11 protein-coding genes are annotated in these 14,363 nt (G+C 46.1%); 6 read left to right on the top strand and 5 right to left on the bottom strand.

Annotated features, from left to right (window positions below):
* Nucleotides 1-13: 13 nt before the first annotated feature.
* On the bottom strand, nucleotides 14-1,093 hold the full coding sequence (locus QNM19_RS04570) for an HD-GYP domain-containing protein (RefSeq protein WP_049864325.1): 1,080 nt from the start codon (nucleotides 1,091-1,093) through the stop codon (nucleotides 14-16).
* Nucleotides 1,094-1,184: 91 nt separating this feature from the next.
* Between QNM19_RS04570 and QNM19_RS04575 the strand changes: the two genes are divergently transcribed.
* The 5 genes from QNM19_RS04575 to QNM19_RS04595 all read left to right on the top strand — a co-directional run bounded on the left by QNM19_RS04575 (nucleotide 1,185) and on the right by QNM19_RS04595 (nucleotide 9,304).
* A complete protein-coding gene (locus QNM19_RS04575) occupies nucleotides 1,185-5,186 on the top strand; it encodes a response regulator (protein WP_284026383.1) in 4,002 nt (1,333 codons plus the stop codon).
* Nucleotides 5,187-5,406: 220 nt separating this feature from the next.
* Complete coding sequence (locus tag QNM19_RS04580) at nucleotides 5,407-7,440, top strand: S9 family peptidase (protein WP_284026384.1); 2,034 nt, start codon at nucleotides 5,407-5,409, stop codon at nucleotides 7,438-7,440.
* 52 nt (nucleotides 7,441-7,492) lie between these two features.
* A complete protein-coding gene (locus QNM19_RS04585) occupies nucleotides 7,493-8,251 on the top strand; it encodes an alpha/beta hydrolase (RefSeq protein WP_049864322.1) in 759 nt (252 codons plus the stop codon).
* An 83-nt stretch (nucleotides 8,252-8,334) separates the two neighbouring features.
* The gene (locus QNM19_RS04590) at nucleotides 8,335-8,625 is read left to right on the top strand and encodes an energy transducer TonB (RefSeq protein ID WP_284026385.1); all 291 of its coding nucleotides are present in this window, start codon (nucleotides 8,335-8,337) and stop codon (nucleotides 8,623-8,625) included.
* 31 nt (nucleotides 8,626-8,656) lie between these two features.
* The gene (locus QNM19_RS04595; RefSeq protein WP_284026386.1) at nucleotides 8,657-9,304 is read left to right on the top strand and encodes a hypothetical protein; all 648 of its coding nucleotides are present in this window, start codon (nucleotides 8,657-8,659) and stop codon (nucleotides 9,302-9,304) included.
* 33 nt (nucleotides 9,305-9,337) lie between these two features.
* Here QNM19_RS04595 and QNM19_RS04600 read toward each other — a convergent pair whose 3' ends face one another.
* A complete protein-coding gene (locus QNM19_RS04600; protein ID WP_049866393.1) occupies nucleotides 9,338-9,691 on the bottom strand; it encodes a MerR family transcriptional regulator in 354 nt (117 codons plus the stop codon).
* Nucleotides 9,692-9,772: 81 nt separating this feature from the next.
* Between QNM19_RS04600 and QNM19_RS04605 the strand changes: the two genes are divergently transcribed.
* On the top strand, nucleotides 9,773-10,588 hold the full coding sequence (locus QNM19_RS04605; RefSeq protein ID WP_049866392.1) for an aminotransferase class IV family protein: 816 nt from the start codon (nucleotides 9,773-9,775) through the stop codon (nucleotides 10,586-10,588).
* A 59-nt stretch (nucleotides 10,589-10,647) separates the two neighbouring features.
* Here QNM19_RS04605 and QNM19_RS04610 read toward each other — a convergent pair whose 3' ends face one another.
* The 3 genes from QNM19_RS04610 to QNM19_RS04620 form a co-directional block, all read right to left on the bottom strand.
* Nucleotides 10,648-11,250: a hypothetical protein gene (locus QNM19_RS04610; RefSeq protein ID WP_049866391.1), complete on the bottom strand. Its 603-nt coding sequence runs from the start codon at nucleotides 11,248-11,250 to the stop codon at nucleotides 10,648-10,650.
* The gene (locus QNM19_RS04615; protein WP_049866390.1) at nucleotides 11,247-11,735 is read right to left on the bottom strand and encodes an RNA polymerase sigma factor; all 489 of its coding nucleotides are present in this window, start codon (nucleotides 11,733-11,735) and stop codon (nucleotides 11,247-11,249) included. The genes QNM19_RS04610 and QNM19_RS04615 overlap by 4 nt, the downstream gene beginning before the upstream one ends.
* 183 nt (nucleotides 11,736-11,918) lie before the next feature.
* A complete protein-coding gene (locus tag QNM19_RS04620; RefSeq protein ID WP_284026387.1) occupies nucleotides 11,919-14,081 on the bottom strand; it encodes a S9 family peptidase in 2,163 nt (720 codons plus the stop codon).
* Nucleotides 14,082-14,363 lie beyond the last annotated feature (282 nt).

Below are 14,363 nucleotides of genomic sequence, written 5' to 3' on the forward strand. Positions count from 1 at the left end.
CCCCCGTTCGATCTTAGTCCCGGTATTGTTGAGAAATCTTAAAAAATGCGCTTTCTTGTGCCAGAAATTCATCTAATAGTTCGGGGTCAAAATGACTACCACGGCCTTCTTTCATAATCGCAATTGCGTCGCTGTGTTCCATGGCATCTTTATAAACTCGTCGACTGATGAGCGCATCGTAAACATCGGCAATGGCCATCAGCCTGGCACTGAGTGGGATATCTTCTCCCTTGAGCCCTTCGGGGTAACCTGAGCCATCCCATTTTTCATGGTGATAATGAGAAATCTCTTTTGCTGTTTGTAAAAAGCTGTCGCTCTGGCCCAGCGCTGATTCGGCCGTTTCGATAGCATTGCGGCCAAACACGGTATGGGTTTTCATAATCTCAAACTCTTCAGCTGTTAGCCGGGCTGGTTTGAGTAATACATTGTCCGGTATGCCTACTTTGCCAATATCATGCAATGGTGCGGATTTGTAGTAAATATTGATGACTTCGGGGGTCAGTATCTGCTTATACTTTTCTTTGCCACTGAGGATGGTGGCGAGCAATTTGACATAAAGCTGTGTACGGCGAATATGATTACCTGTTTCCTGATCCCGGGTTTCTGCAAGGCTTGCCATTGCCTGAATGGTAACGTCCTGCAGTCGCGACATTTGTTCGGTCCGTTTCTGGACCTCTTCTTCTAAGTAATTGTTTTTGTCTTTAAGAATATCTTTAGATTCTTTGTTTAGCAGATGCGTATTTAGGCGAGCCAACAGGATGGGTGGGCTAATTGGCTTGTTGATATAATCACATGCACCCAGCATAAAGCCCTTTTCTTCATCTGAGACGCTGGTTTTTGCGGTCAGGAAGATTACCGGAATTTCACAGTGAGACTCATGTGACTTCAGATATTTGATGACATCGTAGCCGCTCATTTGTGGCATAACTACGTCCAGCAAAATAATATCTATCTGATTGTTCTCAACAAGGTTAATCGCGGCTTCGCCACTTTTTACTGCCAATACACGATATTTGTCTTTGATAATTTCCGCCATGAAAGCCAGGTTCTCTTTCACATCATCTACTACCAGCACGGTCTTTAGTTCTTCCATAGCCTCTGTTACCACTATGTTGCACGATTGCACGACGTACTCAGAAATATAGGTCTATTATTAGTGAAACGCCAAATAGGGATTGAGTAAAATGAAAAGCTTGAGAGCTAGCTTCTTTATCACTTTTTTAATGATGCTGGTTGTGAGTTGTGGGATTGGCTTGATGTCGCATTTTGTAAGGGTAGAGGTCAATGCCTTATCACAGAAGCAAGCACAGTTATTTCAGCTTACAGAACTTGCCCATGAATTGAAACTCAGCTCGGATAACTTAACGAATTTTGCCCGGGCCTATGCAGTAACCGGCAATGAAAAATGGCAACAGTTGTTTCAGTTTGTTTTGCTTGTACGGGATGGCAAAGTGCAAGCGCAAAGCGCCAATACTTTCGATTATTGGGATAATCTTGCATCACCGCATGCCAGCTTGCCAGCGTTAGAACGGATAGAAGACGGGCATAATATTATCGAGCGTTTCCAACAACTTGGGGCACAAGATTTTGAGCTGTTGCAAATGCAAAATGCCCTGTCCACGTCGAATGGGTTAGTGGGGTTAGAAAGGCAGGCTTTTAATGCCATTCAGGGGATCTACCGGGATGAGTATGGGAATTGGGTGGAAGGCGGGGAGCCCGATTTAACAAGCGCGCAGAAGATTTTATTCAGCGATACGTTTTTAGCCGAAAAATCAAAAATTATGACCGCAATTGGCGAGGCGCACAGAGCCATTGCAACACGCCTTAATAATGAATTGCAAAGCCATCAAGACAGCCTCAGCGCTGCTTATATGTTCAGAAACATATTTAACCTGATTTTACTCATCAATATCGCATTGTCATTTTATCTGCTGTGGAAATTGTATATTAACCCCGTTGCCTCCATCCAAAAGCAGGTGGTCAGCAATGTGGAGCAAGGTAACTATAATTTTACGCTCGATGAATCCGTAAAAGGGGAGCTGTCTGAACTCTCTATGTCTATGAACAAGCTGCTTAATGACTTATCTGAGCAACTTGAGTTTAACACCATTATGAAGGATTTTGGCCTTGCATTGCGAGGCAAGAAAAGTCCGCATGATCTTGGTGAAGAGCTGTTACAGTTTCTGGAGCAGCGGTTATCTGTGCCATTACTTGGCTTATATGTGTTTGAAGATCAGAAAGCACTCAACCGAGTTGCCGGAACAGGCTATAGCAGCAGCTGCGCCACAACATACAGCAATTATGACTCCATTCACTTTCATGTTCTGAGCACTCAAAAGCCCTACTCTATGAAGTTTGAAAAAGAGCAATATGCTATCGAGTTAAACGGACAAAAGCTCTCGATTAGTGAGCTATATTACTTCCCGCTGGTGGTGAGTAACGACAGTATCGGGTTATTGGAATTAGGTAGCCTGGTTGAGCTGACAGAGCAGGACTACAAGTGGGTTAAGTCGGTTATTAATGATCTGGCGGTGAGTTTGCAATTGACCCAGAATATTGACCTACAGTCTAAAGCAGAAAAACGTATTGTCGAGCAGCTTGAGTTGAATAAGAAAATTCTCGACGCCATCCCAAGCCCAATGTACTACAAAAATAGCGAAGGCCAATATTTAGGCGTAAATAGTGTTTTTAATCAATATTTTGGAACTTTCGATGCCGATGTGTTGGACGCCACGGCTGAGGATATTTTCGATTATGAAATTGCTCAGGTTTTTGAGCAATCCCATCAGGATTTAATCGACAGAGAGTCAAATCACCATTATGAAATAACGATCGAGAATGCAGAAGGCGACCCCAGAAATTTCATTGTGTATGAGGCGTTGTTTACCAATGCTGAAAATCGGCTGGCAGGCGTGGTAGGTTTGCTGCTTGACGTAACAGAACGCAAACAAATGGAGCAAGAACTAAGGCTGGCTAAAGATAAAGCCGATGAAATGAGTACCGCAAAAGGGGAGTTTTTGGCAAATATGAGCCACGAGATCCGAACCCCGATGAATGCCATAATCGGTATGAGCCATTTGGCGCTCAGAACCGATCTTACCCCACAACAGATGGGCTATATCAATAAAATAGATCAAGCTGCGAAAAGTTTGCTGGGGATCATTAACGATATATTAGATTTTTCCAAAATTGAGTCAGGTAAACTTGAAATTGAACACATCGACTTTTCTTTACAAGAGGTCCTGGACAATGTGGTCAACATCAATGTGATTCGGGTGCAAGAGAAAGGCCTGGAGATGTTGCTAGATATCGCCCCTGATGTGCCAATTAGCCTGGTTGGCGACCCCCTGCGCCTCGGGCAGATCCTGATTAATTTGTGTGGTAACGCCATTAAATTCACCGAGCAGGGTGAAATTACTATTTCGGTGACCGCCGCTGAGCAAATTGAAGACCAGGTAACCTTAAAGTTCTCAGTGAAAGATACGGGCATTGGCATGTCTCGCGAGCAGCAAAATAAGTTGTTTCAGGCCTTTTCACAGGCAGATGGTTCAATCACACGTAAGTATGGTGGTACCGGACTTGGTCTGAGTATCTGCAAAAAGCTTGTGGAGCTCATGAGGGGCTCTATTGGTGTTCACAGTGAGCAGGGGAAAGGCTCTGAGTTCTTTTTCACCATAAAGAGTGGCTTACAATCGGCTAAACTCACCAATGTAATTTGTCCTGACAGTCAGCTTGCGGGTAAGCAAGCGCTGGTTGTCGATGATAATGAAAGTGCACGGGCCATTTTAACTAATTTGCTTAAAGCAATGAAGTTTCAGGTGACGTGCTCTGCCAGTGGTTCCGGTGCCGTCGAGCTTGCGCAAGCCGGGGGTTATGACATTATTTTTATGGACTGGAAAATGCCGCATATGAGCGGTATTGATGCGATTAAACATATTCGGGCTTTAGAGCTGGAAACAGAACCTAAGTATGTGCTTGTTACAGCATATGGAACGGATATTGGTATGAACTCAGAGGTGCATGAACTTATTGACTCGGTCATTTTGAAGCCTGTGAATGCGTCTGTGCTACTGAATTCGATCATGGAGTCTTTTCAGCTGTCGGAGCAGCAAGGGGGCAATGAGTCGTATAAAAAGGTCGACAACACCGCGCTTTTATTTGAGCAGCAGCATGTACTTTTGGTTGAAGACAACAGCACAAACCAGGAAATCGCCAAAGAAATGCTGTCGTCGTTAAACCTTCAGGTGAGCATCGCTGAGAATGGTCAGGTTGCGGTTGAAATGATTAAGGCACAAGCGTTTGACATCGTACTGATGGATATACAAATGCCTGTTATGGACGGGTATTCTGCAACAAAGTACATCAGAAAGCTCAGTCAGTTTAACGCATTACCAATTATCGCAATGACAGCAAACGTTATGAAGGAAGATCTTCAAAAGTGTCAATCTGCCGGAATGAATGGCCATATTGGCAAACCAATCAACTTCAATCAAATGGCAGAAACAATACGCAACCACTTATATAAGCAATCTGAGCCTACTGATCCTGTTGCTTTGCAAACTGAAGCCCAGCTGGATAAGGGTAAGGAAGTGAAAAACGATGAGCAAATCGAAATAGCAGGTGTGGACGTTGAACGCGCTATTAAGCGGCTGGGCGGCAATGACAAGGCGTTTTGGAGCATTATTAAGAAATTTGCCAGAAACCAAATTGAGGAAACCATTAATTTGAATCAGGCGCTGGTCATAGGTGATCTGGAACATGCTGAGCGTATTGCCCACTCTCTGAAAGGCGCAAGTGCCAATTTATGCATGGATGACTTATCAAAACGCGCCGCAGAGATTGAAAAAGCGATTGGCAGCGGTGAGCAAGTCGAGTTGGAGCAGGTAGAGGATCTGACTGAATTCCTGAGGAAGCTACACAAGCAGCTGAGTGAACTAAATCAGGAAGATACGCCTTTAATTAAGCGAACAAATGTGGTTAGTTTAAAGGTAACGAAAGAGGATTTTATTCAGCTTGAAGCACTGCTGCTCAGTTGTGATACGCAGTCAGTTGAGCAGGTGCGTGAGCTTGCTGCCAACCATAAATTGGACGAGACGACCAGCGAGCGGCTTATTGATTTGATTGAAGACTTTGAATTTGAAGAGGCTGCCAAGGTGGTTGCCCATTTGTTAGAAAAATCAGCGTAGTGAACCTATAGTGCCCATCAAGGGATACAAACAAAAGCGTATCAAGCTCAACCGATTAACAGCCAGACATAGGTTTGGCTGACTTAAGCGACATTCAATATCTGTGTGACTTTATAACACATCGGGTTTTTATTCCGTTTTATCGCGTATTGGATGACATCTGTATTCAGCTGAATAACTATGTGGCCTTTATTAAAATGATAACAATAGGAGGCTGCCCATGCCTTTTGGACTGAAACGTACTTTGCAATGCTCCTTGCTGGCGATTGCAACACTACCCGTATTGGCGCAGGCAAATGCCGGGCTCCAGGCTGAAGATATTTTTGAGCTGGAGTATGCAAGCGATCCACAGATTTCGCCTAATGGTGCGCAAGTGGTATACGTACGTAACAGCAACGACGTGATGAAGGATGCCAAAAGACAAAACTTGTGGCTGGTCGATGCAAAAACGGGCGTACAGTCTCCGTTGTTCTCAGACGAAAACCGCTACTATCAGCCGCGCTGGTCACCCGATGGCAGCAAGATCGCCTTTTTGAGTGATGTGTCTGGCAGCACTCAGGTGCACGTGCATTACCTTGTGCAAAATCGCACAGCATTGTTGACTCAGTTGCAGGCTGGGATCAGTGATTTGACCTGGTCGCCGGATGGTAAATGGCTGGCATTTAGCCAAAAAGTTGAGGAAAAGCCAGCGGTGATTGCCAAGATGCCGGCAAAACCAAAAGGCGCAAAATGGTCCGAGTCGGCCATTGTGATTGATAAGGCCTATTATCAGGCGGATGGACGCGGTCTGGTTAAGCCCGGATATCGACAGATCTTTGTATTGCCCAGTGAAGGCGGCACGCCTCGTCAGCTAACTTCAGGTAACTATCACCACAGTGGTAAGCTGGCCTGGCGCAGCGATTCAAAGGGCATCGTGTTCTCGGCTAACCGCATTGCAGACTGGGAATATAAGCGCCTGGAGGGTGACCTGTTTGAAGTCGATTTCGCGGGTAAGATCACGCAATTGACCAATGCGCCGGGTCGCGAGCACTCTCCGAGCTTTTCAGAAAATGGCAAGCAGCTGGCGTTTTTAAGCTCATCGGGTGAGTTGAACCCGTATCGCAATCACAAACTAAATATTATGAACTGGCAAAGCAAGCAATCTCGCATGATTGCGAAGGACTTTGACCGTTCAATCCAAAGCCCAAGCTGGATAGGCAGCACTAAGCTGGCAATGGCTTACGACGACCATGGCATGCGCAAACTGGCCACCATTACTACTAAAGGCAAAATTAAAGATCTGACTGATACACTGTCGGGTACCACGCTGGGCCGCCCTTATCTGAGCGGTCAGTTCAGCGCCAACTTTGATGGTGAGATTGCTTTTACCAAAGGCTCAAGCTCGCGTCCGGCTGATGTCGCAGTGACAACCAGTAAAGGCAAAGTAAAATCGCTGACTGCGCTGAACGAGGATTTACTGGCACACAAATCACTGGGTAAAGTGCACGAAATCACATACAAATCATCGTTTGATGGTGAGCAGATCCAGGGTTGGTACATCACGCCACCAAATTTTGATCCGAACAAGAAGTATCCATTGTTGATGGAGATCCACGGTGGCCCACACCTGGCTTATGGCCCACATTTCTCGGCTGAGTTACAACGCTACGCAGCACAGGGCTATGTGGTGTTTTACGACAACCATCGTGGCAGTAGCTCATATGGTGAGCGTTTTGCCATGCTACTGAAATACAAGTACAGCTCAAAAGAAGACTTTGCCGATCACAACTCAGGTGTAGACGCCATGATTGCCAAGGGCTTTATTGATCAGGATAACCTGTTTATCGCGGGTGGCTCTGCGGGCGGTATCGCGACTGCCTATGCCATTGGCCTGACAAATCGCTTTAATGCTGCTGTGGTTGTTAAGCCGGTGATCAATTGGTTAAGTAAAGTATTGACCGCTGACAGTGGCCTGGTGCAGATCCCCACTCAGTTCCCTGGTATGCCATGGGAGCATGTTGACCATTACTGGGAGCGCTCACCATTATCTCTGGTTGGCAATGTTACCACGCCGACAATGTTAATGACCGGAGAGGAAGACCTGCGTACGCCAATGGCTGAAACAGAGCAGTTCTATCAGGCACTAAAACACCGTAAGATAGACTCTGTACTGGTGAAAATTCCGGGCGCACCCCATGGTATCGCCGGGCGTCCTTCGCGGATGATAAGCAAAATCGAACACACGCTTGCGTGGTTCGAAAAATATAAAAAGTAACAGTAAAAGCCGCGTAATGCGGCTTTTTTTGACTATATAGTTCAGGAGTTTTATGAAGTTTTTAAAAGGATTTGGTTTGGTAACTGCCTGTTGGTTGGGTACCGCAGCGGCCGAGGTTCAACCTGCCAGCGTTTACGATAAAGCCCGTGACAGAGCCATCCCGGTTGAGATCACTTATCCCGAGTCCCAGGCGCAATGCAGTGAAAAAGCCCCTTGTCCGGTGGCGTTCCTTGGCGCGGGCTACGGCATGTCGCATACTGATTACACCTTTTTAGCCAAAGTGCTGAATAAACATGGGTATCTGGTGGTCGCAATCGGACACGAATTACCGGGCGATCCGCCGCTTTCAGCCTCTGGTAATTTGTTTGAAACGCGCAGTGAAAACTGGCAGCGTGGTGCAAAAACACTGGAGTTTCTACACGGTGAATTGCAACGCAGCATAACAGGGTACGATTTTAATAATCTAACTTTGGTTGGCCACTCAAATGGTGGAGATATTGCCGCCTGGCTGGGTAATGAAGGCAAGCCCTATGTTAAACAGATCATTACCTTAGACCATCGCCGTGTGCCATTACCAAAAACTAAGGATATCAAGGTACTGTCTATACGTGCCAGCGACTTTCCGGCAGACTCGGGTGTGCTGCCCAGCGAAACGGAGCAAGTCGAGTTTGGCAGCTGTGTGGTGACCATTCCTAAAGCGCGTCATGATGATATTGCTGACTTTGGTCCAGGCTGGTTGAAGGATAAGATCACGCAGTTGGTGCAGTTACATCTGGATGGGAAGCCGTGTTCACAGTTGCAACAAGCATAGTGGGCTGATAGAAAGTACAATGACAGTGTGCGAGCCACACTGTCATATTCACCAACTAATCATAATTATAAGAGCACCCTCATATGAAATACTTACTGACCGCGCTGTTTACCCTGGTTTTTATCTGTGGTTGCACGTCAACTCAGCAGGCAGATCCTCAGAATAAAAACGGCTATGTTCAGATGCAATTCGATATCAACGAGCAAGGCAGGCCCGAGAACATTCGCATCATTGAATCAAGCCATAATGGTTTATTTGATCAAGAAGCCATACGCTCACTAACAAAATGGAAATATAACCCTAAGACAGAGAATGGCACACCCGTCAGGCAGACCAACCAAAAGGTACAGCTGGAATTTGATATAGAAAATTAGACAAATGTTAATTTAATAACTTTGATAGCATATGATGGACATAATAGAGTTCTGGAAAGACTGTAGAGATAAGAAGCTTAATATTCATCCTGAGGATAAAGCAGTATTGGGTGAGCTTAGTGGCCTTCTTGACTTCAACTATGACTTTCCTCCAGGACCTTATTTTGGACCGATTAAAACGGCTAAAGTTATATTATGCTATGCAAACCCCAGTATAAATAGGCCATCACTCAAGACCATCTCAGTTCCAAGTCATAATGCTAAATTGTTTGAGCAGCTTTCAGGAGAAGAACCCTATCCATATGACTTAGACGGCTGGAAGAGTTGGTTTTCTCAACGCGCAAATAGTATTTATGGTGGCCAATTAGACGCAGCCAGTAAAAATCTCGCTATCTTCAACTTGATACCATATGCATCGGAAACTATGGATATAGCAGGAAAGCACGCCAATTGTTTGCCGAGTGCTTGGGCTGCCCAAGAATACTTACGGCGCGTCCTTATTACAAAGGCGAAAAAAGGTGAAATTCTGTTGGTAATGTGCCGTTCAAATAATCTTTGGGGTCTTAAAACTAGTTTAGGCTGCGAAAATATTGTTATAAACAAATCTCGGAATGGCTTTAGTACCAAAAGCAAAGAAATTATAGGCAAGTGGCTGCGGAATAAAGCTAAATGTTTATGAGAGTATTGTTTACTCAAATTATCTGAGATGAGCTTACCCTTGCTCAATTTCCTTTAAAAACCGACTGAGTATCGCTTTGCTCTTGACCAGCTGTGCCGTTTTCTCATCAACGGCTTTGATTTCGCTGTGTAACAGGTTTCTGAGCTCGTCACAGGGCTCAAAAATGGGCCTGTCGCCGCGAATACAGGGTAAAAACTGCAAAATGGTATTTAGTGTCATGCCTGCCGCGCTCAGTAACTGAATACGGGTCAGAGTCTGGATATCATTCGGTGTGTAGTGGCGATAGCCTGAGGGGGAGCGGCTGGGATGAAGCAAGCCTTGCTCTTCGTAATACCGCAGCATGCGAATGCTGATCCCTGTTTGTTTCGATAACTCGCCGATTTTCATGATGTGCTCTTGACTCTCACAGTACTGTCAGGGTTTATAGTACTGGCTTCCAAAAAAGGTTTCAAACCGGGAGTTAATTGTATGAATGAACACATCTTTACGCCGCAAACTGTGGTCAATGGCACGCTACTTCAGAGTTCACAGATGAGCCAGCTGGCCTTCTCTGGTTTTGCACATTTTACTGCTATGCAGGTACGAGATGGCATGGTAAAGGGTATGGACTTGCACCTGGACAGGTTACGTCATGCCTCAGTCGAATTGTTTGGCCAGGCACTGTCTGATGAAGAAATTCTGACGTCTGTTCGTACGGCCATCGCTGCGGCGGGCACGGACTTGTCTTTGACGGTGACCTTATATTCTTCTCATGGAGAGTTCACCCTGGATAGTATGGACACCCAGCCAAATATTATGGTTCGTACTGGTGCTCCTGCGAATGGACCGAGCGGACCGCTGAAGCTGCTGGCTACCGAATATTGCCGACCTTTGCCTGAAATTAAACATGTCGGGGAGATCAGTAAAACTTACTACCTCCACAAAGCTGCACAGCAGGGCTATGATGATGCTGTATTCATAGATGATACCGGTTGTCTGAGTGAAGGGACCATCTGGAATCTGGCCTTTTGGGATGGTGAAACGGTGATTTGGCCACAGGCGCCAAAACTACAAGGCACTATGATGAGCATGGTTCAGCGGCAACTACGCTTACTTAATATCGAGCAGCGCACTGAGCCTGTGACATTGGCGAGTTTGCCATCGCTTCGCGGGGCTGTGGTGATGAATTCCTGGACACCAGGTGTAGAAGTGGCGGAAATTTCGGGCCACAGCCTAAAAGAGTCTGAATCCTTATCTGAGCTTCTTCATCAGGCTTATACGGCTGAGCCTATGCAGGCAATCTAGCGCGCTTAGCCCCGTTGCGTAAGCTATTCGGGGCTTGATGATGCATGGCCGTAATGTGCCTATTCGTCGCTCAGTTCATTAAGTTGCTGTTCAACGCGCGCCAGCAAAGGTCCGAACCTTTTCTCGGCGGCGCGTTTATTCCAAAAGTAGATCCCCACCATACCGAGCAGCACAATCAGGTAATACAATTGCATGTGCGTATCGAGCTGAATCACCCCGTTATCATCCATGTTGGCGCCCAGCGTGATCAGCATAACACTGACAAAAATGGGCGCTATGTACCACCAGACTATACTCTCCAATAGTTGCTTTTGCTGAGCAAGTCTTTGCTGCTCTTGATGTAAATATGCCCGGATACTGTCATCTTTGCAGGGGGAAAGGCGTCGAGCTTTAAGCAATTTATAGGGGATGTACAGGCTCGTCAGGGTGGCCAGAACACAGCCTAAAGACTGGACCCAGTTAAAGCTAATGGTGAGGCCATACAGCCAGACGGGAATAAGCAACAATGAAATGGAGATTTCCATAAAATCGCGCACTTTAATATCACGCTGATATTTTTTAGTTTTGACTTTAAGCTCATCGATTTGCAACGCCAGTTTTGCTTCTGAGCTGCTCGTTTCGATTTGCTGTGCAAAGTTGTGTTTTAGATCATCCAGCTTCATGACTCGTCTCCTACAAAGTTCTGTTCAAACTCACGCTTAATGCGCTTTATCCGTGAGCGCACTGCGTTGTCACTTATCCCTAATACTTGTGCAATGTCTTCCGATTTCAGGCCATCCAGATACATCATCAGGACGCCAGCATCGATATCACTGAGCTTATCCATAAACTGATTCAGAATATCGGCCTGACAGCCAGCTTGTTCAGCGTGAGGTTGCTGTTTGCTGTGCCTCGAAACGGATTGTTTAATGTCATTGTGTTTAATTCGGGTTTTGACAAAGGTGTTGGCCGTATTCAGCGCGACTTTATACACCCAGGTGCCGATTGAGGACTGCCCCGAAAAGCTTTCATAGCTGCGCCACAGTTGCAGCAGGATTTCCTGATACATATCGTCGCGGTCACTCGCTCCGCCATAGCGGTCGGCGATGTATCGGATCCGCCCATCGTTGTCAGCGAGCATCTGTTTGAATGCGTGTTGTGTGTTCACTGTGTCCCTGCTTGTTGTTATTGATGATACTTAGTTAGTCGGCCACAGGAGTGAAATGTGTCACAGCTTGGCAAAAAAGATAAGTGTATCTGGGTAAAAGCTGGAAATACGCAGGATTGCGGCGGGAGCATGATGATATGCCAAAGCCCCGCGGGAGGGCTTTGGCTGCAATGGAGCACGCAGTTACAGTTTGCCCTCAGCCAGGCCAATGATAAAGCCATAGCTCAGCGCGATATCATTGATGCGCTTAAAGCGACCCGATGCGCCACCGTGACCGGCAGACATATCGGTTTTTAACAACAGCGTGTTATCGTCGGTTTTGTATTCGCGCAGTTTCGCAACCCATTTCGCAGGTTCAAAGTACTGTACCTGAGAGTCATGCAAGCCAGTGGTGACCAGCATGTTCGGGTAGTTTTGTGCGCTCACCTGATCATACGGTGAGTAAGAGCGCATATAGTCAAAATAGACTTTGTCATTCGGGTTACCCCACTCATCGTACTCATTGGTTGTCAGCGGTAATGACTCATCCAGCATGGTGTTGATAACATCGACAAAGGGCACAGCTGAGTGCACACCGTGATACAGTTCAGGCTCCTGGTTGATCACCGCGCCCATCAACAGGCCGCCAGCACTGCCTCCGCGAGCATATAGACGTTTTGGATCGCCGTATCCCGACTTAGTCAGTGCCTTGGTGACGTCGATGAAGTCATTAAAGGTATTCTTCTTATTGAGCTTTTTACCATCTTCATACCAGGGTCTGCCGAGTGCCTGAGAGCCACGAATATGGGCAATGGCATAAACAAAGCCACGATCCAGTAAGCTCAAAGTACTGACTCTGAAGTAAGGGTCACGGGTTGAGCCGTAAGATCCATAACCATACTGTAAGAGTGGGTTAGTACCATCTTTTTTGAATGTTGCCTTTTTATAGACCAGGGTTACCGGCACTTTGGTGCCATCTCTGGCCTCGATAAACAGACGTTCAGAGGCATAATCATTAGCGTTAAAGTCGCCCAGTACTTTAGTTTGCTTGCGCTGGGTTTTTTCCAGAGTAGTCAGGTCAATGTCATAAATGGTTTTGGGTGTGGTGAGGCTCTGATAGCTGACCCGGACAAACTGACTATCCAGGGTTCGGTTGCCTGTCATTGACACCATATAGGCCGGATCTTTAAACGTGAGCGCTTTGTGCTGTTTGGTTTTCAGATCCAGCACGTTCAGAGTGCCTATCCCCTCAACGCGAGATTGATAAACCAGGTGCTGATTAAACAGTTCTACTTCTTCCAGCTTAGCATTGGGGTTGTGCGCAATGATGGTTTTCCATTTCCGCTTGTCAGCCATATCATTTTTGTGGGCTTTCATCAGCTTGAAATTAACGGCATTGTCATTGGTGTAAATAAAGTAGAAGTCACCTTGTTTGAGCAAGCTGTATTCATGGCCTTTGGTACGTGGCAAGAGGCGTTGTGGCTGAGCGTTAGGGTTTTTGGCATCAATGACTGATACCCCTTTGGCTTCTGTACTGTAGTGGACAATGTAAATTTCACTGCCTTCTTTGCTTTTTTCCAGGTAGGTATAATAGGTGTTGTCTTTTTCTTCGTAGACCAGTTCATCTTGTGATTGTTCTTCGCCCAGCACGTGACGATAGACCTGATAACCCAGCAACGTGACGGGGTCTTTTTTAATGTAGTAAAGGCTACGGTTGTCGTTTCCCCACTCGATGCTATCCGCTGCACCCTCAAGTTTATCTGTGTAAATTTCGCCGGTTTCAAGGTTTTTAATACTCACAGTATAAATGCGACGGCTGAGGGTATCTTCCGCAAATGCCATGAGCTTGCCATCCGGGCTGATGCTAATCGCACCCAGCGCATAATAAGATTGGCCTTCAGCTTGTTTGTTGGCGTTAAAAATCTCAGTGGCATTACTGCCGTCAGCATGTTTACTGCGATAGAAGTTACGGTATTCCTGATCGCCTTTAACTTCGCTGAAATAGTAATAGTCGCCACGTTTATAAGGGACGCTACGGTCGTCTTTGGCGATTTTATTCTTAATTTCTTCAAACAGGGTCTCACGCAATGTCTCAATAGGCGCCAGCTTCACGTCTGCGTAGCGGTTTTCCTGCTCAAGGTGAGTAAGTACTTTTTCTGAACTTCTTGAATCATCGCGTAGCCAGTGATAGTTGTCGACCAGTTCATAACCATGGATTTGGGTAACATGGGGCACTTTTTGCGCCACAGGGGGCTGAATTTGCTGCTGCGTTGTTTGGGTGTCAGTGTTGTTATTTGATGTGATCTGGCTGCAGGCGCTGGCCAGTAAAACGGCACCAGCAATGGCGCTGAATTTAATCGTTGTCATGTTTGTCCTTGTTGATTGCAGAGGGAGTGACTTTGCATGGCTCTGAATGAAATTGAGATTCATTGCCTGAATAAATTGTTGTCGAATTGTAGTCTGAATTTTAATAAATGGTCAAAGTGACTGAGATAAACCGAATAGTTTTGCGATTAGCGGCATAAAATAATGGAAAACAAGTTGAATTTACTACCGAGGCGACGGATGTTCAACTGCTGGGGTGAGCTTGGTTTAAGCTCCTTGGGTGCGCAAAGCGCAGGTGCGCATCACATATCACCCGTGTCAGGA

Source organism: Pseudoalteromonas ardens, assembly GCF_030125445.1.
GTDB classification, from domain to species: domain Bacteria; phylum Pseudomonadota; class Gammaproteobacteria; order Enterobacterales; family Alteromonadaceae; genus Pseudoalteromonas; species Pseudoalteromonas ardens.

Coding starts and splice junctions, on each gene's coding strand:
- QNM19_RS04570 (WP_049864325.1), bottom strand. CDS start 1,093: ATGGAAGAACTAAAGACCGTGCTGGTAGTAGATGATGTGAAAGAGAAC.
- QNM19_RS04580 (WP_284026384.1), top strand. CDS start 5,407: ATGCCTTTTGGACTGAAACGTACTTTGCAATGCTCCTTGCTGGCGATT.
- QNM19_RS04575 (WP_284026383.1), top strand. CDS start 1,185: ATGAAAAGCTTGAGAGCTAGCTTCTTTATCACTTTTTTAATGATGCTG.
- QNM19_RS04620 (WP_284026387.1), bottom strand. CDS start 14,081: ATGACAACGATTAAATTCAGCGCCATTGCTGGTGCCGTTTTACTGGCC.
- QNM19_RS04605 (WP_049866392.1), top strand. CDS start 9,773: ATGAATGAACACATCTTTACGCCGCAAACTGTGGTCAATGGCACGCTA.
- QNM19_RS04600 (WP_049866393.1), bottom strand. CDS start 9,691: ATGAAAATCGGCGAGTTATCGAAACAAACAGGGATCAGCATTCGCATG.
- QNM19_RS04595 (WP_284026386.1), top strand. CDS start 8,657: ATGATGGACATAATAGAGTTCTGGAAAGACTGTAGAGATAAGAAGCTT.
- QNM19_RS04610 (WP_049866391.1), bottom strand. CDS start 11,250: ATGAAGCTGGATGATCTAAAACACAACTTTGCACAGCAAATCGAAACG.
- QNM19_RS04590 (WP_284026385.1), top strand. CDS start 8,335: ATGAAATACTTACTGACCGCGCTGTTTACCCTGGTTTTTATCTGTGGT.
- QNM19_RS04585 (WP_049864322.1), top strand. CDS start 7,493: ATGAAGTTTTTAAAAGGATTTGGTTTGGTAACTGCCTGTTGGTTGGGT.